At 41.5% G+C, this 22,586-nt stretch carries 20 protein-coding genes; 13 read left to right on the top strand and 7 right to left on the bottom strand.

Going from position 1 to position 22,586, the window contains the following annotated elements:
• Positions 1-116: 116 nt before the first annotated feature.
• Entirely contained in the window at positions 117-932 is an 816-nt protein-coding gene (locus ABJF11_RS06660) for a hypothetical protein (RefSeq protein WP_348118928.1), read from the top strand.
• Between the two features lie 57 nt (positions 933-989).
• On the top strand, positions 990-1,328 hold the full coding sequence (locus tag ABJF11_RS06655) for a hypothetical protein (protein WP_348118926.1): 339 nt from the start codon (positions 990-992) through the stop codon (positions 1,326-1,328).
• A gap of 30 nt (positions 1,329-1,358) precedes the next feature.
• On the opposite strand, the gene ABJF11_RS06650 is transcribed toward ABJF11_RS06655, so the two are convergent.
• Entirely contained in the window at positions 1,359-1,952 is a 594-nt protein-coding gene (locus ABJF11_RS06650) for a hypothetical protein (protein WP_348118925.1), read from the bottom strand.
• A gap of 328 nt (positions 1,953-2,280) precedes the next feature.
• On the opposite strand from ABJF11_RS06650, the gene ABJF11_RS06645 reads away from it, so the two are divergent.
• Positions 2,281-3,183, top strand: a complete 903-nt coding sequence (locus ABJF11_RS06645; protein ID WP_348118924.1) for a hypothetical protein — start codon at positions 2,281-2,283, stop codon at positions 3,181-3,183.
• 43 nt (positions 3,184-3,226) lie between these two features.
• On the opposite strand, the gene ABJF11_RS06640 is transcribed toward ABJF11_RS06645, so the two are convergent.
• The 5 genes from ABJF11_RS06640 to ABJF11_RS06620 all read right to left on the bottom strand — a co-directional run bounded on the left by ABJF11_RS06640 (position 3,227) and on the right by ABJF11_RS06620 (position 9,753).
• Entirely contained in the window at positions 3,227-4,342 is a 1,116-nt protein-coding gene (locus ABJF11_RS06640) for a hypothetical protein (protein WP_348118923.1), read from the bottom strand.
• 2 nt (positions 4,343-4,344) lie between these two features.
• Positions 4,345-4,893, bottom strand: coding sequence for a retropepsin-like aspartic protease (locus ABJF11_RS06635; protein ID WP_348118921.1), 549 nt, complete (start codon positions 4,891-4,893; stop codon positions 4,345-4,347).
• Positions 4,894-4,996: 103 nt separating this feature from the next.
• Positions 4,997-5,680, bottom strand: coding sequence for a response regulator transcription factor (locus tag ABJF11_RS06630; RefSeq protein WP_348118919.1), 684 nt, complete (start codon positions 5,678-5,680; stop codon positions 4,997-4,999).
• A 4-nt stretch (positions 5,681-5,684) separates the two neighbouring features.
• Positions 5,685-7,256 carry a HAMP domain-containing sensor histidine kinase gene (locus ABJF11_RS06625; RefSeq protein ID WP_348118917.1) on the bottom strand — a complete coding sequence of 524 codons (1,572 nt, stop codon included), beginning with the start codon at positions 7,254-7,256 and terminating at the stop codon, positions 5,685-5,687.
• Positions 7,257-7,341: 85 nt separating this feature from the next.
• A complete protein-coding gene (locus ABJF11_RS06620) occupies positions 7,342-9,753 on the bottom strand; it encodes an FtsX-like permease family protein (protein ID WP_348118916.1) in 2,412 nt (803 codons plus the stop codon).
• 424 nt (positions 9,754-10,177) lie between these two features.
• Between ABJF11_RS06620 and ABJF11_RS06615 the strand changes: the two genes are divergently transcribed.
• The 10 genes from ABJF11_RS06615 (at position 10,178) to ABJF11_RS06570 (ending at position 20,126) form a co-directional block, all read left to right on the top strand.
• Positions 10,178-10,537 (top strand): hypothetical protein, encoded by a 360-nt coding sequence (locus ABJF11_RS06615; protein ID WP_348118914.1) that lies wholly within the window; start codon positions 10,178-10,180, stop codon positions 10,535-10,537.
• Positions 10,538-10,575: 38 nt separating this feature from the next.
• Positions 10,576-11,085, top strand: coding sequence for a hypothetical protein (locus ABJF11_RS06610; RefSeq protein ID WP_348118913.1), 510 nt, complete (start codon positions 10,576-10,578; stop codon positions 11,083-11,085).
• A gap of 129 nt (positions 11,086-11,214) precedes the next feature.
• On the top strand, positions 11,215-11,934 hold the full coding sequence (locus ABJF11_RS06605; RefSeq protein WP_348118912.1) for an alpha/beta hydrolase: 720 nt from the start codon (positions 11,215-11,217) through the stop codon (positions 11,932-11,934).
• A gap of 647 nt (positions 11,935-12,581) precedes the next feature.
• A complete protein-coding gene (locus ABJF11_RS06600; RefSeq protein WP_348118910.1) occupies positions 12,582-14,246 on the top strand; it encodes an alpha/beta fold hydrolase in 1,665 nt (554 codons plus the stop codon).
• Positions 14,247-14,486: 240 nt separating this feature from the next.
• The gene (locus ABJF11_RS06595) at positions 14,487-15,272 is read left to right on the top strand and encodes a cytochrome c (RefSeq protein ID WP_348118909.1); all 786 of its coding nucleotides are present in this window, start codon (positions 14,487-14,489) and stop codon (positions 15,270-15,272) included.
• Positions 15,273-15,351: 79 nt separating this feature from the next.
• Complete coding sequence (locus ABJF11_RS06590; RefSeq protein ID WP_348118908.1) at positions 15,352-15,906, top strand: YceI family protein; 555 nt, start codon at positions 15,352-15,354, stop codon at positions 15,904-15,906.
• Positions 15,903-16,769, top strand: a complete 867-nt coding sequence (locus ABJF11_RS06585) for a DUF5777 family beta-barrel protein (RefSeq protein WP_348118907.1) — start codon at positions 15,903-15,905, stop codon at positions 16,767-16,769. Before ABJF11_RS06590 ends, ABJF11_RS06585 begins: the two co-directional genes overlap by 4 nt.
• A gap of 147 nt (positions 16,770-16,916) precedes the next feature.
• Positions 16,917-17,771, top strand: a complete 855-nt coding sequence (locus ABJF11_RS06580) for a hypothetical protein (RefSeq protein WP_348118906.1) — start codon at positions 16,917-16,919, stop codon at positions 17,769-17,771.
• Between the two features lie 576 nt (positions 17,772-18,347).
• Positions 18,348-19,118 (top strand): OmpA family protein, encoded by a 771-nt coding sequence (locus ABJF11_RS06575; protein WP_348118905.1) that lies wholly within the window; start codon positions 18,348-18,350, stop codon positions 19,116-19,118.
• A 138-nt stretch (positions 19,119-19,256) separates the two neighbouring features.
• On the top strand, positions 19,257-20,126 hold the full coding sequence (locus ABJF11_RS06570; protein ID WP_348118904.1) for a universal stress protein: 870 nt from the start codon (positions 19,257-19,259) through the stop codon (positions 20,124-20,126).
• Positions 20,127-20,324: 198 nt separating this feature from the next.
• Here ABJF11_RS06570 and ABJF11_RS06565 read toward each other — a convergent pair whose 3' ends face one another.
• Entirely contained in the window at positions 20,325-22,550 is a 2,226-nt protein-coding gene (locus tag ABJF11_RS06565) for an amino acid permease (protein ID WP_348118903.1), read from the bottom strand.
• Between the last annotated feature and the right edge of the window lie 36 nt (positions 22,551-22,586).

Below are 22,586 nucleotides of genomic sequence, written 5' to 3'. Positions count from 1 at the left end.
CACCTACTTCCAGTGTGTCTACGATAGAGACTTTTAGCTTTAGAGGATCAGCGATTTACGGAGATGATATTTATACCTTTAGAAAAACTGGAAATCACCAATAGCCATAAACTAATATGAAGGAAATTGATAAAAACACTTTAACTCAGACTCGGAAGAGTTTGCATCAGGCAATTCAATTGGTAAGCGCTGTACCTAGAAATATTCTGCCTCACGACCCTACTGATGGTAGATCAAGCCTGGAATGGAATTCTCAACTCAATTCTTTGCAATCCTTGCCTGTCACCAATTCAAATGGTGAAATTAGGGTTGGGCTTACTTTCGAGACGTTTGCGCTGTACATCACTGTCAATGATGATAGCAAAGCAGCATTGGAAATGTCGGGACGATCGGTAAATGAAGGACTGATTTGGATGAAGCAGGAGCTTGCCAAAATCGACATCGCATCAGAAGCCATCAATTTGGATCTGCCCTATGAAATCGAAAAATATGATTATTCAAAGGCCCTTTATGTTGACACTGAGGCGCTGAATGCACTAGCCGAGTTGTATCAAACTACAGCTGAGGTATTGTCGGATATAGTGAATAAATGGGAGGATGCCCATGACATCCGTTGCTGGCCTCATCATTTTGATCTGGCTACCCTCATTCCATTGGAGACAGATCAGAACAAAGAAATAACTAAGAGTATCGGTATTGGACTGTCTCCCGGGGACGACTCCATCAACGAGCCTTACTTATATGTCAATATCTGGCCGCAGGTGGACTCAGCCATGCTACAAAAACATGATTTGGTTGTTGGTGAATGGAACCTGGAAGATTGGTCCGGAGCCATATTGCGATATTCCAGTATGAACCTTGAAAACCTAAAAGTGGAATTTGAATCTTTTACCGGTAGTGTGATTCCCATGCTACAAGAAGAAAAAAATTAGTAAGCTAAGCGATTGATGAAGCATTGGTTTTTGGGTGATATTTCGCACTTATAGAGAATGAACAATAAAAAAAGACGCATCAGGATAACTCATAATCCCTCGGGCGAACTGATAGCCGAAGGAGAAAAAGGTTGGGGGATGTTTTCCTTTGAAGGCAACTATTATATAGCTGAAAAAAACTTAAAGACCCTTGGATTCAAATTCTCAGGTATTCCAGGCATTTGTCCTTACAAATTCATTTACTTCTGGTATCATTTTGAGTCGACAACTGGTATCAAAACCTCCATGTTGGGATGGAAGTATTGGCTGCCCAACCCGCTTTTTCCATTCATAGCTTTCAGGATAGCCGTACCGATAAATCACCCAGACCTCACCGTGGAGAACATAGAAAGCTAAGTGCCTTATTCACCTATGCCAATAGTCGTTTTAAATTCCTGATAAATATTGGTTGCCCATTTGGACGGCGTCTGAGATATTCTCAAAACCGATGTCTTGAGATAAGATATCCTTACCATTTTTCGGGAAGAACCGTTTGATGCAAGCAGCATAGTTCATTTTGTAGACGACCTCGGCCTGATTTCCTTTTTTCAAGATTGGACGCTCATGTAGGGCTTTCCCAAAGGACTTGGTCGGTCTGCCATTGGCATAGATGCTATTTCCAGTGTGGTAATATTGGTACAACTCGGCGGCTCCTTCCTGAACTAATTTTGCTAAAACCCAATGTGTGATATCTATGGCTTCATTGAAGTTTTCCTCACCGGATTCTACCAGCGCGATGACATGAAATTTTTCTGCGCCTATTTCTACCGCTGTGATTTTATCTAGAGACAATCGCGTAGTATCCGAGCCAATAATATAACTCACGTGCGATACATTGCCAACCAAGATTCCTGTCGAATAAACTTCTATCAGGCACGTAACTCTATTCTGATTTTTGGTGTAGATCACGCCTTTTTCATAATCGGCAAATAGCAGGGTATTGGAAAATACCAGGATTAAAAAAGATAGTAGATGTTTCATAACAGTAGTTGTTTGATATGATTCCAATACAAACTAAATACTCAGATGTTATATGAGAATTTACTACTGATTACATTATTGTTAAACTTCAGAGGCAGTGTTAAATCATTGTTATAGCTACGTGATTACTATCAAATGAAAACACTTTGTTCTCGGCTATGTGATCGGACACAAGCCTTTTTTTCAGAAAGGATTCAGGTTAATTCGGCTATGCTATTCAGCCAATATGACAATTTTTACTCATCATATAGCTTATGACCCATTAAATCGTCATAAGATACTCAATACCCCAATTAGTTGATTTATTCAAAATTTGAATTTAAGCATAATGACCATACTCCGAAAAAAAGTTAATTACGCAGCCTCTTTTATTTTTTTACTTATCTTTTTTGTTTCATGCGGTGAGTCAAAGATTGATCCAGAAGAATCGTTGGTTTACGTCGGTCCCTGGATTCCAGGTTGGCCCGAATTAGGGCATGATGGAGAACCATATGAGTCGGACAGATTTATCGTTTACAGTAATTATTCGACTTTTGAGACCAAAATTGAAACTTCTGAGTATGCAGAAGCCTCTATAGACGAAGTGCTGGAGGCCTTTGAATTGACTTGGGATGACTATCAGTTTGTGACGAGTCAGAGCAATAGAAAAATTGTCATATTTTCTGACCACGATCAAAGGAAAGCAAATAGTGGGTTGGCCTATCGGGATGGCATTATTATCAGGGCACTACATTCCCCTCTTTATGAATTAAACTACACACTCTATAGATGGAAGCGTACCCTCAAGCATGAACTTACGCACGTCAATGAGTTTTTACTAATTGGAGATCCTGCTTATCGATTATCCAATACGGTATGGTTCAGAGAGGGCATTGCGAACTATATATCAGAAAATCAATCTGTGCATCAACTGAGTGACTTGGAAGATTGGCGCGAAAAGATGATAAATGTTAGCGGAGGGGGCAATCCAATCAGCATAGAGGTTTGGGGAGATTTTCCTCAATCACAAGCAAATTCTGAATGGGAATATTATGCGTTTTTCGAGCTGGCCATTCGCTACCTTCTTGATCCTAATGGAAATGGGTCTACAATATCTGATGTCAATGCATATTATAAAGAGCTCGGAAATGGGACAAGAGTAGGCATTGCATTTGAAAATAATTTTGGATTGACCTTGGAATCATTTGAGGAGCAATATTGGGATCTAATGACCAATTACTTAAGCAAATAGAATTAAAAGATTAAGCAACTTACATATGTGAAAGGACTGCTGACTAGTCAGTTTTTCGGATCATTCTGGTGACCTCGTTTTCAGAAATGATCCCAACAGGCCCGCTGTAGATCCCTCCATCTATTCCGATGTCTTTCACCTTCACGGCAAGTACATTTTTTTTGCTCAGCAGGCCATTCGGAATTTTGTACACTCGGATGGTTCTGTAAGACTGACTCTGCCCGAAGGACTGATGATCGTTTGTTTCCCCGACGAACTCTCCATTGAGATAGGTGATATCAAAGTCATCGATTCTGCCCAACACCAGGTAGTAGTCTTCATGGGGATTTGGAGTGAAGCTGAGATCAAAACTCTTCCTGTACCAGGCAGTCCCGTCGAAGGATCGGTAACCCTGATTGTCCCAATACCCAGGGACAAGTAGTACATCCCAGTGATCGTCGTCGTAGTCAGGCTCGATGAATGACTTACTGTTGCTTCTAGTAAATCTCCATGGACCGTATAGGTTTTGCAGCAGGTTTTCGCTCCCTTCGGACAAGTAGATTCCTGGGTTTCCCTTGACGATGCCACCATTCTTATATTCGTCATAGACTTTGACAGAAATCACGTTGTCTCCCTCGAAATTGATCAGCTCGCTGCTCAGGTAATATCTCCTATTGGAATTATAAGCTGTTCTGAATCTGGGGGGAAACCTTCCCGTTCTCCCTACCAGTCTGCCATTGAGAAATGTTTCGTCTACATCATCTATAAATCCCAGCACCAGATAGTAGGCCTGATTTGGTTTTAGTTTTCTCCCATCAAAGTGGATTCTATACCAGGCATATCCATCGTAGCCATTGAATCCTTCATTTTCCCAGTCAGTAGGGGCATAGATTTCCTCCCATGATTGATCATCAATTTCAGTTGTTGACCATTTTTTATTATCTCCTATTTGAAATTTCCAGGTTCCCGTTAGATCAATAACCTTTTTATAACCCTTCAAGGATTGATCGTCAGCATTGTGCTTCATCTTTTTATCCTTGTACATGTATTCAAAAATAGTCTCCCAGAAACCGTCCTCTTCAGAGTTTGGTTCAGTGTCTACACTTTGAGCTATGGCAGTGGCTGATGATACCAGCCAAGCCATGGTCATTACAAGAAGTGTTTTATTAAAACTTATCATTACTAGTTACTACGATTAACGATGGTAGAAAGTACAAATGATTCTTGTTCTTGCCCTTCAGCGAATTTATTTTTCTTACGCTTTACAGGAATGCTTGCGGTCCCTTTTCGCATATCTATTACAAATCCATAGGCGCTCATCATCCGAGTGCCTATTATTCCTGAGATGCGTTTGCCTGTCCTGCGCTGAATCGACTTGGCTACTGTAGACAGATCAAAAGCAAATACAGGGCCTCTAAGTCTGACCTCTCCAAAGTCAATTTTGGCGTTGGATACTCTTTGCAACTGGTTGGCTGTCGATCCAAAACCTGGAACCTTCAGCGTTGCATCCTGACTGCTACTAGTAGAAAAGCTGTATTTGTCCTTCATCTCAGTATCCAATACGGTGAAGTCCGATCCAGTGTCTAGCAATACCCATGTTTTTTGGCCGTTCAGCTGCATTTGTATTATTGGTTTACCATTGTATCTGGCTTGTACCAGATCAGGCTCCTGAGCCTGTGTGAAATTATAAATTAATCCAAGCATGACGAGTAATGTGATTTTCTTTTTCATGGTTTTGAGTTTTTGTGAAAAATGATATTCAAACTAACTCACTACCATGTTACCGTGTGTCACCACTGCGTCAACAGATGTCACAAGTTGTAACATTCACCTTTTAAAGCATCTTATATCCCATCCCATGTACAGTAAGAATGATCTTAGGATCATTCGGATTGAGTTCGATTTTTTGCCTAAGCCTCAAAATGAAATTATCAATCGTCCGTGTAGTGGGAAACTCGTCATATCGCCAAATATTTTTTAGCAAGTCGTCGCGCCCTACGATTTCTTGCCTGTGTTCCTTTAGAAACTGCAAAACCTCAAATTCTCGGTGTGACAGTTTGATCTCCTCCTGACCTTTTTTCGCTACGTAATTCTTAAAATCTATTTCCAACAAACCTATAATCTCATAGTGCTGGTCATTGGTCGTACTTATCGTCTGAGATCTCCGCAAAATTGCCTTTACTCTGGCTATCAGCTCTCTCAGGCTAAAGGGCTTGGTGATGTAATCGTCTGCGCCAAGCTCAAGGCCCAGTACACGATCTATCTCCTCACCTTTGGCTGTGAGCAGTATCACAGGTACATCATTGCCCTCGATTCTCAGCTGCTTGCAGACATCGAATCCGGACATTTCAGGCATCATGACGTCGAGTACAACCAGATCATAGGAATTCTCCTTTAATCGGTCCAGGGCCATCTCTCCATTTTCGGCCAGATCCACTTCATATCCCTCAAACTTGAGATTGTCAGCCAATCCATCTCGCATGGCAGGTTCGTCGTCTACTACAAGAATTTTTATCATATAATTATTGGGTTAGCGGAAATTTGAGTGTGAAAGTACTGCCCACTCCGGGTTTTGAATCTACTAATACCTGACCCTGATGGGATTCCATTATGTGTTTAACCAAACTGAGTCCCAGGCCAGTACCTTTCGTTTTCTGAGTCAGAGCACCTTCTACTCGATAAAACTTATCAAAAATATGCTTTTGTGCAGCTTTGGAGATACCCGCTCCGTAGTCCTTCACGGTACAGCATCCATAGCCCTCGTCTACAAAGGTTGATACCTCGATTGATTTGCTTCCATTGCTGTATTTCACAGCATTTTCTATCAGGTTGGACAATGCCTCACCGAAGGCCTGTGGATCTACCGATACCGATACCGAGACACTTTCGGAGCACAATGAAAGTGTACATTCCATTTCTTTTTCTTTGAAGAGGTGAGCAAAGTTCAGATGGATAGATTCGACCATCTCGTTGAGCTCCTTTTCCTCAAAATGGTATGTCTTCCTGTTGGCCTCGATTCTAGAAAAATCTAGAATATTGTTCACCAGATAAGTAAGCCTACCAGACTCATGATGAATGATTTGATAATAATGCTTCTTTTTGTCTTCAGTATTGACTCGTCCCAGCATCAATGTCTCCGCATACATGCGAATGAGCGCCAGTGGGGTGCGGATTTCGTGAGATACGTTGGACACAAAATCGGATTTTAGCTGAGCTATCTTCAGCGTGCTTCTTATATTTCTGATCACCAGAGCAGTGCCAATAAAAACTGTAAGTAGAGAAAAAAGCAGAAAGTACAAATTGTTTTTGCTTCTCTCCTGTATGATATCAATATAACTCTCTCCCTTGGGTTGGATGGACAAGTACATGCCGGGGAGGACCCATAGCTTCTTTTTGATTGAGCTACTTTCAATATCGAAAGTATCAGTTTGATAGATATATCTGGGAGATTGCTGATCATGAGTCCATTTATATACTCCTAATCGAAAGTCGTCCTGATCTATTTCTTGCATTTTGTTACCCAGAACTTGCTCCACCCAATAGGTGGGCTCCAGCACCATCAGCGAGTTGTATAATACCGAGTCTTGATCATAGACCATAGCAGTCATGGCTACCTGACCTGCTTTTAGCCCACCAGAAGCCTTCCAATCTTCTGCGGCCTGTATTTTCTGAAATCCTGCATCGAGATATTTTGTGAGCTGCCGAAGGGTAGAATCTTCTTTCTGATACCAGCGATCAATTTGCTTTTCCAGATTTTCATCCTTGGTCACATAGTCATTTAAAAAGACCGAATCTTCTTGGTTAACCATTTTTCGCAATACGAGCAACTGGATGGACTCGTTTCCAATAATCAGGTCATTGCCATTTTCCAAAATGGGCTGTTGATCGCTGGACAGCCGTCTGATCCACTGGCTCATCATATCGTCGGCATACTGGTTTAGTGAAAACAAAACCGCCTCCATTTGCTTCTCGTAGACCGCTTGTGCCATTTCTTCATCTTCGCCCAGTGATCTAACCTGGATGAAGGCATAGATCAGAAATGGAACGGCGATAAAAAAGAGTATTAAAAGTACCGGCTGTATCGGTTTGTTCATAGTAGCCAAATTTGCTCCTAAAAATAATGGTTTTACGGCAGTATGAGCTAGCCGTTAGCGAATTCCAATAAGAACGCCTGTGTTACTATTCATTTCTAAGTGTATCTGCAGGATTGACTCGAGCGCCTCGATAAATGGTAATGCTCGTAGTCGCTATTCCTATGATAAAAATGCCGATCGAGCTAAGGAAGATTGGCACAAACTGAACCGAAATGTGAAAGGCATAAATCAAATCAAGAATCCAGGTTGTGCCATAATATCCACCAATACCTCCAAATATTCCTGCGAGTACAAGTATGATGATAAACTCTTTGTTCAGCAGGAACAAAATATTTTGTGTTGTGGCGCCAAGTGCTTTTCTAATGCCTAGCTCCTTTGTTCGTCTGGCTATATTCAACGAGGCTAGTGAGTAGATTCCGGAAGCAGACAGTAGCCCACCCAGCAAGGTGAGAAATAAGAATATTTTCTTCAGGTTTCCATTGGTTTGTTTGGTGCCAGCGAGCAAAATATCCTCTTGAAAGTTGCTGTCATATGGCTTGGTAGGATACATCTCCTTCCATGCGGTTTCTAAAAATTCGTTGACCGACGCCAGATCAGCAGGTTGAGCCCTTACCACCATATTTCTCCATCTTTCGCCTACAGTCGCATAAAAGATGTAAGGTTCGGGATCCTTAGATCTGAAGACATTATCTACAAAGTCTTCTATGACACCCACTATTTTTTTCTTGTTTTCACGAACGATCACGTATTGACCAATAGGATCACCTTGAATATTCAGGCTTTTTAGGAGCTGGCGACTGACCACCGCACCTTCATTGAAGTCATTGGCCTTGTCGTAGTCAATCGCTCTCCCATGAATAAATTCGAAATCCATAGTTTCGAAATAGTTTTTTCCAAATTCCAAATGCTGCACTTCATACTCCTGACCTTCAAAGGAGATAGGGTTGGGATATGTGCTAAATCCGATTTGATGCTCGGTAGAACCTACTTCTTCTATTTTAGGGTTGACTCGAGCTTTCGCGGCGAGGGCGTGGTACTCGCTTTCACTTTGAATACCCACGATCATCAGTTTTTCCTTGTGATAGCCAAAGTCTATGTTTTCCTGAAAGGCGGTGTTTTGAATGAAAACCACGCCACCGATCAATACGATAACAGAGATGGCAAATTGGATTGTCACGAGTGTACGTGTCAGGAAGTTTGTACCATTCACTTTTACATTACCCTTCAGCAGGTTGATGGTATCCAACTTTGCACTAAATAGAGAAGGGTAGATGCCTGCCAGGATAGAGGCCATAAACACCAAGAGCAATAAGGTGATCATAAGATTGACACCGCTTAGATCTGCAATCCCATAAGGCAATTCCCACATGGCTGTGAACTCTGGCACGATGATCATGGACATCAAGTAGCCTGCTACCAAAGCCAGCAGGGCCACGATCAGGGTTTCCAACATAAACTGCGCCACCACCTGACTTTTGTTGGCTCCCATGGATTTTCTCACTCCGATCTCTTTGAGGCGATTGGCCACCATAGCAATGGAGGTATTAGTTAGGTTAAAGCATGCGATCAGCATGATCATGACGGCCAAGACAATGAAAATCATTAGCGGTTCTGTCGGAATTGGGGCATTCAGATAAGACCAGGTCATATCATTTTGATTCAACCTGGTTTTGAACGGTACCAGACTTACTCTTTCTACTATTTGCTCTTTGAAAGCTTCATTTCTTCGTGGGAGATATTTGTCAAAATACCCTGCTATTTCTTCGGCTTTCTCTGGATCTTCCAGTTCAAACAACGTAGCAGGTACATTCCAATCTCCCCAGGCCGGCTGGTCTAGTGCACGCATCTCTTCAAAATGTTCGTATCGCATGAGCATAGGCATGTAAAACGAATTGTTGACTGGAATTTTGGCAAGCACGCCGCCTACAATCACTTTTTTCACAACTCCTCGAGCGAAACTCAAGGTGAGCACTTTGCCAATTGGCTCGTCATCTCCAAAGTATTTGGTGGCAATTTCCTCATTGATAAATATGCTGTGCAAATTTTTGAAAGCCTGTTGACTACCTGCAATTAGGGGCAAATCAAACATATCAAACAAAGTGCTGTCCGCATAGGCGATATACTCCCCGAACGTATTGTTGATCCCGGTCTCCTTGTTGATATAACTCACGCTAGCCCCGCCACCCTGACTACCAGATATTCTGACAAATCTTTTGATGCCAGTGATGTCTTGAGCTGCCATGGGTGCCACAGGTGTAGGCGTGCTGATGGCTTCTCTGTAGTCAGATCCATTGATGACTACATGTGAGTGAACTCTGAATATATTTTGGACTTTGTCCGTGCTATGAAAATCGTCGAACTCAATGTTGTAGGCGATGAGGATATAAGCCGTCAGACAGCAAGCCATGGCGATACCCAGACCAAACGTATTGATAATGACATAATTCTTGTTTTTGATCAGGTTTCTGAGTGCTATGAGAAGATAGTTTTTTATCATGGTGTTAGAGTTTTGTCAAAAATGCGATAGAAACTAAATCAATCAATGAAAATGATCTCATACGTTGTCATCAATTGTAATAGTTTGTCACAAGACCATAAATAGAATGCGTCACAGGTGTAAAAGATTGCTTTTGTGGTGATGGCGAGTATTATAATGTTTAACCTGAAATATGCATAATCCAGGTTTAATAAGGGTATGTATCTCTCTAGTAGTTTAATTTTTTTATTTACTCTGAAAAAAACGAAATGAAATCTACAATTCTACTTCTCTTAGTAGCATTCACAACAGCTGCATTCTCACAGAGACCTGAATCCAAATTGACTCCTTTTTTTACCTCCTAGGTCAGTACAATCTTAAAGTATATACTCCGGATGAACAGGGAGAGTGGAAGCGTGATGGGTCCGGGACTTCGATTTACACCTTGCTACTGGACAGTACTTATATAGATGAAGAATTTGCTATTCGAATGGAATCCGGTTCGATTACCATGCGTAGCACTTTAGGGGTAGACGGTCGCACCAATGAACTGAGACTCATTGCACTTGACAAGGAGTATAGTACGATGGATGTCTATGCTGGGACTGCCACAGGCCGAACGCTGGTACTGAGCAACCTAAAGACTGACGTAGCTTTTAAAAGTGCCGATGGCACTCAATTTTCATTTCGCCTGACACTAGAGCCTTGCAAATCTTGCCATCATCAATTGACGGTAGAGTACACCAATGACAATGGACAAACCTGGAAGAGATTTTCCAGGCAGGAGTACTTTTTGAAAAAATAGTATTTTTACGGTCAGCCCAAAACAATCAGCTTGCCCACATGGAAGATCATTTGCCTCATTACCAGATCAGGCCCAGGTTTAGAATAGCTACATCGATAAGCCCGGAGCAAATACGAGAAAAACTGACTAATGCCATCTCCAAAAGTTCCGATTCAATTGGTGGCACAGTTATTACCGGACATGCCACAATCACACTGCCAGAAAAAGATCAGCACTATTGGTCGCCACAACTTACATTGAGTTTTGAGGCCTTGGATGGCGAAAATGTTCTTCGCGGCATGTATAGTCCAAGGCCGGCTGTCTGGACCATGTTTGTACTTTTTTATTCAATCATTGGATTCGCCACTTTGGTAATATCAATTATGGGGTACTCCTTTTGGTCGTTGGGTCAGTCAGCTGCTATCCTATGGGCTGTTCCGGTGCTTTTGGTCATATTCCTTTCCCTTTATCTAGTTTCATTCCTGGGCCAGCGGACCGGAAAAAAGCAAATGATTGCCTTGCACAGCTTTGTGGAAGACACGCTGGAGATTAAAATATTGGGAGAATAGGGCATCTTAAATACAGATACTTTGACTCAAATAAGGGTACAGATATCTACAAATGTTTATACGCCGAGCCCTGACTACGCCTCAATGTACGAGTGTGCATTTTGAATTATAACCAGTATTATAAAAATTATGAAGAAAGGATATAAAATACTCTTTTTAGGGCTGGTCCTGTTCTCAGCTTCTGGATGTGATGAAGAGGAGGTTAAGAACAGTTCAGGTATTGACAACCGTGAAATTGGAAAGCCCATCACTATTAATTACGATCCTGAGGTGGCAAATTCATTCGAAGAAACTTACTTTGGAATGAAGGTGGCATTCTACATTCCACCCGGCATAGAAGATCTTAGAAATAGACCCCTGATGTTTACCCTTTCCACATTACGAAATCTTAGCGTCGCGGGAAGTGTCGAACCCATCATTAATGAGTACGGTATGATTGCTGTGGCCCCACGTGAGGGTAATCCCATCCAATTCGCAGATATGCTAAAGGCATTGATAGATACTGAATACATTGACCCGGATCAGGTCTTTGTCGCAGGATTTTCTAATGGAGGACGTGATATATTTGAGCTTGCCTGGGCCCAACAAGACAAAGTAAAAGGTGCTATTCTATTGGATCCTTCTGCATTTTTTGCAGGCGATCCCATGGAGGAGTCCAGACTGTCCGTATGTATTGTCTGCCAGGACGACCGAGAAGGACAGTACAGCGCTGATGTCTCAAAGATGAATGAGGCTGGTGTCAAAACTAAAATGATACCAGTAGAAGGGCAGGATCACTTTGGTATATTGTCTTCAGGCACGATCGAACAAAAGATCGAATGCTTCAATTTTCTTAATGGACAAGACTAGAATATGATCAATCGATATATTAGGATATAATTTGAATTTTAAAGTGAAATTCGTATTCTCTGATTTGAAATCATATTTGACCTGCTCAGCTGCTATCCCAAACTATAACTGAATTCAAATATTAGTGTCTCGCCTCTTGATTAAACCTGAAATATGCATTAGATAATCTATTCCAATCATAAAGCACTTTGAAATAGACACTAAACATATATTTATTGAATCACCATAGCGGTGCTATGCCTCTTCAATATAAGTGCCTCTTTCTTTGCGCTTTATAGCTTTCATCACGATTCCTAATGCATAATCCAGGTTAAACGAATGAACTAAGCGCACAGAAAAAGTTTATTACAGACTAGCGATAGTTAATCTTTCCTTTAAGGGATACAGACAAAATAACTGTTCTTGGATCGTTGAATGGGCCTTAAAACCTTTCTCCATCGGTCGCCTGTTTATCCTTCGTTTCTGTGAGGTTGGCAGGGTAATCTATAACTTTACATTAGCTGGATTACAGAGATGTTTGTATATTTATTAATGAGCCGTTTGGGCAAATTTGATAGGATATCAAGCACCAAATAGGATCATGTTATTAGAAACAACTTTAAGCAAAACGTAAAAAATTTAAACCTCTTTCAAATCAATTTGAATTCATGAAACCCTCCACACAATATACTAAAAGCGGGCGCATCAATATTGCCTATCAGGTATTTGGAACTGGTGAAATCGACTTGGTTTATATCCCTGGTTGGGTGTCTAATATTGACTGGATGTGGGGATGTCCCGAGCTAGTGGATTTTCTCGAAGAATTGGGTAAAATGGCCCGAGTTATATTATTCGATAAGAGAGGAACGGGACTATCTGATCGAGTGGTGGAGCTATCTACCCTGGAAGAGAGAATGGATGATATACGTGCCGTGATGGATGCTGTCGGGTCAGAAAAAGCAATTCTTTTTGGTCATTCTGAAGGAGGTTCAGTATCGGCACTATTCGCAGCTACCTATCCAAACCGGACTATTTCCTTAATCACCTTTGGTGTTTTTGCTAAGCGTAGATATGCTCCGGATTACCCTTGGGCTCCGACTGACGAAGAGAGACAAGTAGTCTATGACATGATTGAAAATAGCTGGGGCAGTGGAGAGATGGGCCTGGAGTCTTTAGCGCCATCCAAAGCTGGCGATCGAGTCTTTATGGACTGGCTGGCCAATTATTTTAGGTCCGGTGCCAGCCCAAGTGCAGCTATGATGTTGACCAAAATGAATACCCAGGTAGATATCATCAACATATTGGGATCGATCAAAGTGCCGACCCTGATGATGCAGCGCACGCATGATATTGATGTCAAAATAGAAGAAGGCAAATTCATTGCTGATCGAATCCCGGGAGCGAAATTTGTTGAATTTGAAGGAGACGATCACTTGTTTTGGGCGGGAAATACCGCAGAAGTGTTGGAGGAGATGAAGTCCTTTATTTTTAATGAAAAACCTATGCCCGTATATGAAGTCCGCCTGTATACGATTGTAGCTGCCAGGGTATTGGCCTCCGAAACTACAGGCGCCAACATTCAGGACATTATGAATCAGTATGTCTCTTTGTACAAAGGGAAAATTGTTCAATATGAGCATGATGTTTTCATTGCCACCTTTGAAGGCCCAAGCAAGGCGGTGCATTGTAGCATTGATTTAGTAGATGCCATTAGTATAGCAGGTGCTGAGCTCGCAGTTGGTATCCACATCCGCGAAGGCGCCATTGATACGTCGCAGTTTATTAGCGGAGAAACACAAGGATTTACCGATTCTATGCTTGATTTGGCAAAGCCGAATCAGGTACTCATTACTCAAACGGTAAAACATTTGTTGCTAGGCACAGGTTTGAGTTTCATTCCAAATGAGGATGAATTCAAAGCAATGTCAGGCGAGTCTCTTTCGCTATTCCGTGTAGTGGACGACTCCAGAGGAGGTATACCTGCGGAGGGACTTCCGCAAAACCAGGTAGCACGAAACGATTCTTTCTTAGAGAATGTCCTGCAAAGTATAGAAGGACACTTGAGCAATGAGACTTTTGGAGTAGACACACTCTGTCGAGAAATGGGCATCAGTGAGCGACAATTACAACGCAAGCTCAAAGCCATTACCAATAAATCACCTAATCAACTCATTTCTTCGGTGCGGCTACACAGGGCTAAGGAGCTCATACTCAGCCAACAGTACAACGTAGCTGAAATAGCTTTCCAAACTGGATTTTCCAGCCCCTCTTACTTTTCCAAATCCTTCAAAAAGGAGTTTAAACTGAGCCCTACCGAACTGCTAGTCAAATAGATTGATTGAGATTGTCGGAAATTTTACATGCTTGTCGGTTTTGTCATTGCCCATGTCGGAAATGTGATTGATTTAGGCGGAATTGTGCCAGCATATTCATGCCCCCCGTTCGAACTTTGTAGAAATTTAATTAGAATCAATCCTAGCTGAATTGGAGTCTGATAGGCCACACCTACAGCAGCCACTCTCAATTTAGCTCATCTGGATGCCGAAATTAATTATTACTATCTCACAATTACTATGTCACTAAGAACCTCATTGAAATCGACAAGTTATTTGATTTATCTGGGCATTATGTCATGCGCATGGGACCAGGTAGATCCTGAGTTTGATTGCTCTCTTACTCCTATTGAAATCGAACTTTTGGAAAGCAACACCTCTGAATGCAGTAACCCTAGCGGTGGTTTTACATTAGGGGTGACAGGAGGAGAATCGCCATATACTTTTTCTTCAGATGCCGGAACGAGCACAAACGGGGAATTTCAAAACGTCGCAGCCGGAAGCTATTTGGTGACCGTGTCAGATGCAAATGGATGTACGAGCCAATCTACTGTAGAGATCCAAAACGAAGAAGGCGTAAACTTCGATGCCGTGACAGTGATAGATACTGAATGTGGCTCTGCCGAAGGCAGAATTGAAGTGGAGGTATCAGGAGGCATAGAGCCCTATTCCTATGCCTTGAATGGCCTGCAGTCACAAACGAGCGCCACGTTCACCGGATTAACAAATGGTACTCACGAGATTCGTGTCAGTGACACGGAAGGATGTGTAGTCACCCAAAAAGTCCAAATCATCTCAGGTGTTAGTTTCGAAAACACCATTGAAAAAATCATCAAAAACAACTGTACCAGTTGTCATGGAGTGAGTGCATCTCCGAGCTTCAATAACTATGAAGAGATAAAAAATCATGCTGAATCCATCAAGCGAGTGACCACCAACGGGTCGATGCCAAAAGGATCCTCCATATCGCAAGAAGAAATTGATAATATCGCCTGCTGGGTGAATGACGGCGCACTTTCTAACTAATCTTTTATTGTCACAATTGTTTTGCTGCTCATTCTGGATTTCCCCATGTGAGCGGGAAATAGTCTAAAAATCTATTAATATGAAGAATCGAATTTTAACATTGCTATTAGTTGCGTTTGCTTGCGGTTTTGCCACCGCTCAGCCGCTGATCGACAGGGAAGGTACCGCATCTTTCTTTTCTGAAGCTCCGATGGAAGACATTGAAGCCATCAACAAGGAAGTGATAGGTGCGGTGGATTTGGAGAAAGGAACAGTTGCTGTGTCTATGTTCATCAAAAAATTCACCTTCGACAGAAGTTTGATGCAAGAGCATTTCAACGAAAACTATCTGGAATCTGAGAAATTTCCAAAAGCTACCTTTAAGGGAGTGATCAAGGATTTTACTACTTTGGATTTTACAAAAGGAGGGAGTTTTGAGGCGCTGGCCGAGGGTGAAATGGAAATCCATGGTGTGACAAAACCACTATCTAGCGTTGTGAAGTTCGATGTCACCCCCTCTACGCTAAGAGCAGAGACTGTATTTGAAATTTCAATTGCCGATCATGATATCGAAATACCCAAGCTAGTGATTAAAAATATTGCAGAGGTGGTTGAGGTAAAAGCAGCATTTAATTTCAAAAGAGAACAACGATGAAACAATTAGTTATCACACTTGGCTTTCTAGCCTCATGGCTCACACTAGCTGCTCAGGATGACCTATTGGCTAGTTTGGAAGCAGAACAAGAAGACGAAGTATCGTTGGTTGAGGCTACTTTCAAGGGCACTCGACTCATCAATGGGCATTCGATAGAAACCAGAAAAAAAGGAGTGATGGATTTTATGATCTCTCACCGATTTGGTACCATCGATGGTGGTGGGTATGAGCTTTTTGGACTGGACGATGCTAGCATTCGCATTGGCCTGGAGTACGCAATTACGGACCGATTGTATGTTGGAGTGGGCCGGAGTTCGTTCGAGAAGACATATGATGGTTTTTTGAAATACCGTTTGCTGCGACAGTCTAGCGGAGGAGGAAAAAACATGCCCATATCGGCCACATGGCTAAGTTCAGTTGCCTTAAGAACTTTAAGAAATCCAGATTTGGACGAGAGCTTCAAAGACAAATTGGCGAATACCAACCAGCTACTTATTGCGAAAAAATTTGAGAGTGGTCTATCACTCCAGCTTATGCCTACATGGGTACATCGTAATTTGATCTCGGACGATGAGTCTAATAATGATGTTTTTGCCTTAGGCGTAGGAGGTCGAATCAAACTATCTCAGCGTGTCGCATTTTGTGGAGAGTACTATTACCAGTTTCAGCAGTTGCATGGCGAAACAACAAATGCCATAGCCGTTGGTTTTGATATTGAGACTGGTGGGCATGTTTTCCAACTGCAGTTTACGAACGCCACCTCTATGGTATCTAAAGGTTTTATCACAGAAACTGTCAATGATTTCTTTGATGGTGAAATCCATTTTGGATTCAACATATCCAGAACTTTTCAGCTGAACTAAGAACACCAAAATATCGGCTAGTTGATCGACACATGAACCGCTGGTTTGATGTAGGCAATCCTATTGCCCAGTCTTTTCAATCTGATAATCGACCAGACCTACCAAATAAATTAAAAAAACAGTAATTAATCATAATCCTATAAATCAATGAAGAATCTAATTAATCAATTGAATCTAATGCTACTATTGGCAGCATTAATCACGATCTCTGCTTGTGGAGATGACAACGAAGAACCTGCTGCAGAAGCAGGATCAATGATCGGTTTATATGAAGATGCCACCTTGGGTAGCGTCTTGACCGATGCGAATGGCGTCACATTATATGTATTCGCCAATGATGTAGCTGGAAGCAGCACCTGTCTCGACGGATGTTTGGACAGCTGGCCTATTTTTTATGCCACAGAAGCTGAATTAGCCAGTGGACTTGAGAGCGATGACTTTGGTACCATCACTCATTCTAACGGATCGAAGCAAACGACATATAAAGGATGGCCATTGTACTACTATGCACCTGCAGGAGATGGTGAAATAGAGGCAGCTGGCAGTACTGCGGGAGAAGCAGCTGGCAACGTCTGGTATGTAGCTAAGCCAAACTATACTATCATGTATGCTAATGCTCAGCTAGTCGGAAGTGACGGCAAAAACTACACTTCAACCTACGAAGAAGGAGAGGGCGCCACTGCATATTTTGTAAATGCAGAAGGAAGAACACTCTATATTTTCGTCAGCGACTCTAAAGATGTAAACAACTATACTGCGAGCGATTTTTCTAATGATGGCATCTGGCCCGTCTACACTAAAACAATTGATGCTGTAGCTTCTACAATTGATGTTGCCGATTTTGGCACTATCGACGTATTCGGCGAGACCCAAGTGACATACAAAGGGTGGCCTTTGTACTACTATGGTCAGGATACAGAAAGAGGCGACACCAAAGGTGTAAGTGTTCCTAGCCCAGGTGTTTGGCCCATAGTCAATAGAAATATAGAGGCCGCTGAATAAGCACGCCCATCGATCGACTGTTTGGTTTTGCTTTTGACAAGCATAACACTTAGTAAGTGGCCGGTATTGCCTTTCGGTTCGGCAGACCGGCCCTTGCTTTTTCTTCAGGACACTATTATACCTTTTAATCCACGTCCTATGCATTTGAGAGGAGTGTCCTGATATTTTTCCTATAGGTTTTCTGAGAGGTTAGAAACCCGAAAATAGTAATATGAGGTCTTTTCAATACAATTAGCAGCTATGGATAGAAGCACTCCGCTCACTATCTTTTTTTAAGAATACATTTTTCAATAGCCACTCAGCCGAGTGGCTATTTTTAGTTTGAATGGAGAGTCACTATAACCTAAAATTAAGCTGTTGATATTCTATACAATAACGGTATGGGATGTCCTTGATTACCTCTAAATACAATTGTATAGGTACTATTTCCAAATTCGATTGTAGGGAAATTTCTACAGTTGCGTACTAAATTCGCCATTTTTCTATCCTCAAGCATCCTTCTGCTTGACTTTACAATGAATTTAATTCTGGATCGGTTTTTTCATGATGTATTTTCAAAAGAAGAAAACTATGAAAATGATACCACAAACATTTCCAAAATATCTGAAAATAGCCGAACAATTGAGGGATGCCTTATTCCTCGGAATTATAGCAACTGCTCTGTTTTTGATGACAGGATGTGTCAGTCAAAAAAAATATGATTCTGCGCTACAGGAAATTGCAAGACTAAGTGTAGACAGCTCCTTTCAAGAGTACAAGTTATCTGACGTCAAGTTTAAGAAAGACGAAGTCATATACGATCAAAAGGATGAGCTGGTAGTTAAATCTCAAAAGCTGGACTCCTTGGAAAGGCTTATAAAAGGGCAAAATGACGAACGAGCACAGCGTAAAGAACTTATCAATAAGCTTAGAAGTTCTGATTGGGAAGTCGAAGAAAGGGAAAAGGAACTTGTGATAGCTCTAAAGGAAGAATTCGTATTTGACGTTGGGAGTAGCAAGCTAAGTGCTCGTGGACAAGAAGTGATCAAGAGTATTGCAAAGTCCCTACTTGCGAATGATGATGGATTTGGTCTTTGGGTGATAGGGCACACAGACAATCAGTCATACGCCTCGGAAGAAAAGGATAATTGGGAATTGAGTTCGGAAAGGGCATTAGTGGTCGTTAGGGAGTTAGTTAAAAACGGTATCGAGCCTGCAATTATTACCGCCTCTGCAAAAAGCAAGTATGATCCCATAACCTCAAACAAATCCAGTTCGGTAAAATCTTTAAATCGAAGAACTGAGATCATCATTGTCCCAAATAACTCACCTTATAGCATGGTTGAAAATTTTCTAAAACAAAAGTAGAGGAAGAATTTTCCGGTTTCAATTTCATAAAATCAACTCTAGAATAATTTGCGCTCAAAGGAATGATTATCTCATGGTAGCTCCTGCTTCGGCGGTCCGATCTTGGATTGAAACCGCTGACAACTGAAAAATAAATAGATGAAATCAATTCAAAATATACTGGTACCGTACGACTTTAGTCCTGAGTCCAAGATAGGTCTGAAAGCAGCATGTAGCCTAGCGCTTCGATTCAAAAGTAGAATTCATCTTGTTCAAAACGTTAAGCCCAAGGAGTCTCAAGTGCCCCTTCATAAGAAAGACGCAATGCTAGACAGTACGAACACATTACACCATCTACAACTAGAAAAGCAGGTGAACAAAGCTTCTGTAGATCTCCGAAAGGTCTTGGATGAATTTGTGACTAAAGCTATGCAAGGAATTACCCACACAACCTCCGGTTCATTTACAATGTTGCTGGACGAGATGTCAAAAAAAGTGGATGTCGACCTTGTTGTGACTGGGACTGATGGTTCTCGAAGCTTTCTTGAATTTTTTGTCGGTAATGATACCGAAGGGATTATAAGAAATGCAGATGTGCCTGTAATTGCGGTGTCAGACCATGAAGAGATTGTATTCGATAATATATTAATAGCAACCGATCTGGGAAAGGCCATTCCAGATCGAATTTTTGAGCTTAGTAGGTTTTTGCAAGAGCAAGGAGCCGCCCTTCATTTTGTTAATATTATTACTACTGAGATAATCACCACTGAAGAGGTGGAACAGAAAGTACGTGCTATTGCGAAAATTAATAATATTAATAACTACACCACTCACATCAGGCACCACTCAAGTGAAATTGAAGGCATCCAGCGTGTAGCCAAGAAAATCGATGCCGACTTGATCTTGATGAAAACCTATGAGAAATCTAAATTCTCGGGGTTTATTGAAGGGAGCCTGGCTGAAAGAATGGTAAGAGAATCGAATATACCAGTAATGGTAGAGAATGTTTCTAAAAAGAAGGGCATTTAAAATCTAGGTATTTTGCTCAAATCAAAAATAGGTTGTCTAAATCTGTGAATGCTAGTCATTGATTATTATTGCTCAGCATTTACTTTTGACATTTGTTGAGCTAACCTCAATCAAAGAAGGAGCTGCAGTTACTCTTTGTATACTTTATCGCTTTAATGAAATTTCTAATTTTCGCGTATTTAATCTTTAACATAAAACTCAGGCAATCTCTTTCTCATTAATTGAATTGACAAAGAGGATGTTCCCTAATCCATTATACCCTTCAAAGATCTCCTTTCCGAGCTGTTTGATCCCTTCTGCTCTAAACCCAATAATTGATAGATCTGCCTCTTTTGACTTTTCCTTTATTATTTCTTTATCACTAACACCCTTTTTACTTGCGATAAGTTCGACATTTCTCTTGGTGATTGGTAACCTTCCTTCTTCTATCAGCTCCAGGATCCGAGTATTTTCTTCTTCAATTTCATCCTCTGGGAAGATGGCAAATATTTTTATTTGTGCCTTTTTCCAGTCAGGGTGTCCGGCAATTACATAGGATAGCAAGATCATAAGTGAAGCATTGTCAATATCATTTTGTGTGATCCAGATATGGATCTGAGCATTGAAACCAAAACCTCTTTCCGAACTTGACAAAATACACAGGTCAAACCCAGCAGCTTTCACTAATGGAAGATTTTCAATAATATCTTTTCCGCAACCTTCATCATCTCTAAAAAATTCAAATAAATAGGTATTAAAATCCTTTCCTGATACACTTGGTAGCTGAATTGATTGCGCTATTGCGGTTGTTTGCGATGGAGAGATCAAAGTATCTATATAGACATTACTGTTAGTTATCCCTGCTCGTTTGATCAGATCCTTGCGAACCTTATCTGCCCCTGCCAATGATTCCTTTGAAACGTATCCGTTTACAAAATGAAGGTAGGTGCCAAAACCATACTGATAGGAGATCCACTTCATCAATTCGAAAGGATAGGTCCTTTCAAAGGAATCCTCAGAAATGCAAATTACAGATGGCCTCCAGCTATCAATAGCCTCTTTATCTGCTTTTTGTAGGAAAGTCTGCAGACGCCTACTTAGTTGAAAAATGAACCCCTGAAAAATTTTGGCTATTCCCTGTTTGCCTCCTAAATGACTAGATATTCCCACATATAACAGTACCATGAATAATATAGACAGGATGGCGTAAAGTGGCTGCATCTTAAACATAAGAAAAATGCATAAGACCGCCCCAAGCAACGAGATATACCATCTAGACCTAAACGATGGACGATAGGAGGGATCTCCTGAAAAATGCTGCAAGAATGAAATAAGACATAGTGCACCATAGGTCACCATGAAAAACATGGAGATCACTCTGGCTACCATATCGACATTGCCCAGTGCAACAAAGACGAATGCAATACCAAGGCTAGCTATAGTGGCATTCATTGGTTCTTTCTTGGGGCCCTTTCCGGTAGATAAAAAATTGTTGACCGAGGTGTTAGGAAAAATTTTGTCAGCGGCGAGCGCTTGTAAAGTCCTGGGAGCCACAAGGATTGAACCCAGAGCAGATGACACCGTAGCACAAGCCAGGCCAATTGGAATAATTGGCCCCCACAGTGCGATTCTTGACATAATTAGCTGGTCATTGACCAGATCTTCAGGTTTAGCCGAAACAGAAAATTTGTAGGCGAGAAACATATAAATCACCATGCCAATAAGAGTAGCTGCCAGTGTCCCTAAAGGAATAGACTTTCTTGGGTCTTTCAGATCACCGGAAAGACCGACCCCTGCTGTCATACCTGTAAATGCCGGAAAACAAATGGCGAAAACAATAAAGAAGCCATCTCCTCCCTGAATTTTATCAAACAGTCCATTGCTGGTATTGGCTGGGTCATCAATGGGTGAACCGAGAAAAAACATGATAATCGAGAGGATCAGGATTCCGGCTACCACGTACAGGGCTTTTACGCCCACATCGGCACCTTTAGTAAGCATCAAAATACCAAGAAGTACCAGGGCAGGGATGCTCACGATACGGATATCGTTCAGCCCCATATCGTATGTGGCATTCAAGAAACCAAGTACGGGTTTGAAAGCCTCAGAAAAGGCAATGACATAGAAAGCCACGCTGATAGCCTGCGACAGAAAAAGAGCTACTCCTATTGCAGCTCCTATGTTTAAACCAAATGAACGTGAAATAATGTAGTACTCACCGCCTCCTTCTACCTTTTCGTTTGTGGCTATTTCGGCGATAGCCATGGCCGTAGGAATGGTGACTAAATGGCTGATGCCAATAATGGCCAGAGCACCGAGGAACCCAACACTTCCTACGACAAACCCAAATCGTAGAAACAATATGGCCCCTAAAATTGTAGATATGGCTGTAAGAAATACAGGAGCCGTACCGAATCCTGTTTTTTTATTTGTTGAAGTCCCCATGGTTAAATGATAAGTTAATGCTAATAACAGCATGAT

Source organism: Reichenbachiella sp., from assembly GCF_039941815.1.
Lineage (GTDB): Bacteria > Bacteroidota > Bacteroidia > Cytophagales > Cyclobacteriaceae > Reichenbachiella.
The sequence above is the reverse complement of the archived record's forward strand: the minus strand, read 5'-3'. Positions and strand labels throughout refer to the sequence as shown.

What these genes read in the sequence shown, in the direction of transcription:
- ABJF11_RS06660 (WP_348118928.1), top strand. Translation starts at nt 117, where the DNA reads ATGAAGGAAATTGATAAAAACACTTTAACTCAGACTCGGAAGAGTTTG.
- ABJF11_RS06655 (WP_348118926.1), top strand. Translation starts at nt 990, where the DNA reads ATGAACAATAAAAAAAGACGCATCAGGATAACTCATAATCCCTCGGGC.
- ABJF11_RS06650 (WP_348118925.1), bottom strand. Translation starts at nt 1,952, where the DNA reads ATGAAACATCTACTATCTTTTTTAATCCTGGTATTTTCCAATACCCTG.
- ABJF11_RS06645 (WP_348118924.1), top strand. Translation starts at nt 2,281, where the DNA reads ATGACCATACTCCGAAAAAAAGTTAATTACGCAGCCTCTTTTATTTTT.
- ABJF11_RS06640 (WP_348118923.1), bottom strand. Translation starts at nt 4,342, where the DNA reads ATGATAAGTTTTAATAAAACACTTCTTGTAATGACCATGGCTTGGCTG.
- ABJF11_RS06635 (WP_348118921.1), bottom strand. Translation starts at nt 4,893, where the DNA reads ATGAAAAAGAAAATCACATTACTCGTCATGCTTGGATTAATTTATAAT.
- ABJF11_RS06630 (WP_348118919.1), bottom strand. Translation starts at nt 5,680, where the DNA reads ATGATAAAAATTCTTGTAGTAGACGACGAACCTGCCATGCGAGATGGA.
- ABJF11_RS06625 (WP_348118917.1), bottom strand. Translation starts at nt 7,256, where the DNA reads ATGAACAAACCGATACAGCCGGTACTTTTAATACTCTTTTTTATCGCC.
- ABJF11_RS06620 (WP_348118916.1), bottom strand. Translation starts at nt 9,753, where the DNA reads ATGATAAAAAACTATCTTCTCATAGCACTCAGAAACCTGATCAAAAAC.
- ABJF11_RS06610 (WP_348118913.1), top strand. Translation starts at nt 10,576, where the DNA reads ATGGAAGATCATTTGCCTCATTACCAGATCAGGCCCAGGTTTAGAATA.
- ABJF11_RS06605 (WP_348118912.1), top strand. Translation starts at nt 11,215, where the DNA reads ATGAAGAAAGGATATAAAATACTCTTTTTAGGGCTGGTCCTGTTCTCA.
- ABJF11_RS06600 (WP_348118910.1), top strand. Translation starts at nt 12,582, where the DNA reads ATGAAACCCTCCACACAATATACTAAAAGCGGGCGCATCAATATTGCC.
- ABJF11_RS06595 (WP_348118909.1), top strand. Translation starts at nt 14,487, where the DNA reads ATGTCACTAAGAACCTCATTGAAATCGACAAGTTATTTGATTTATCTG.
- ABJF11_RS06590 (WP_348118908.1), top strand. Translation starts at nt 15,352, where the DNA reads ATGAAGAATCGAATTTTAACATTGCTATTAGTTGCGTTTGCTTGCGGT.
- ABJF11_RS06585 (WP_348118907.1), top strand. Translation starts at nt 15,903, where the DNA reads ATGAAACAATTAGTTATCACACTTGGCTTTCTAGCCTCATGGCTCACA.
- ABJF11_RS06580 (WP_348118906.1), top strand. Translation starts at nt 16,917, where the DNA reads ATGAAGAATCTAATTAATCAATTGAATCTAATGCTACTATTGGCAGCA.
- ABJF11_RS06575 (WP_348118905.1), top strand. Translation starts at nt 18,348, where the DNA reads ATGATACCACAAACATTTCCAAAATATCTGAAAATAGCCGAACAATTG.
- ABJF11_RS06570 (WP_348118904.1), top strand. Translation starts at nt 19,257, where the DNA reads ATGAAATCAATTCAAAATATACTGGTACCGTACGACTTTAGTCCTGAG.
- ABJF11_RS06565 (WP_348118903.1), bottom strand. Translation starts at nt 22,550, where the DNA reads ATGGGGACTTCAACAAATAAAAAAACAGGATTCGGTACGGCTCCTGTA.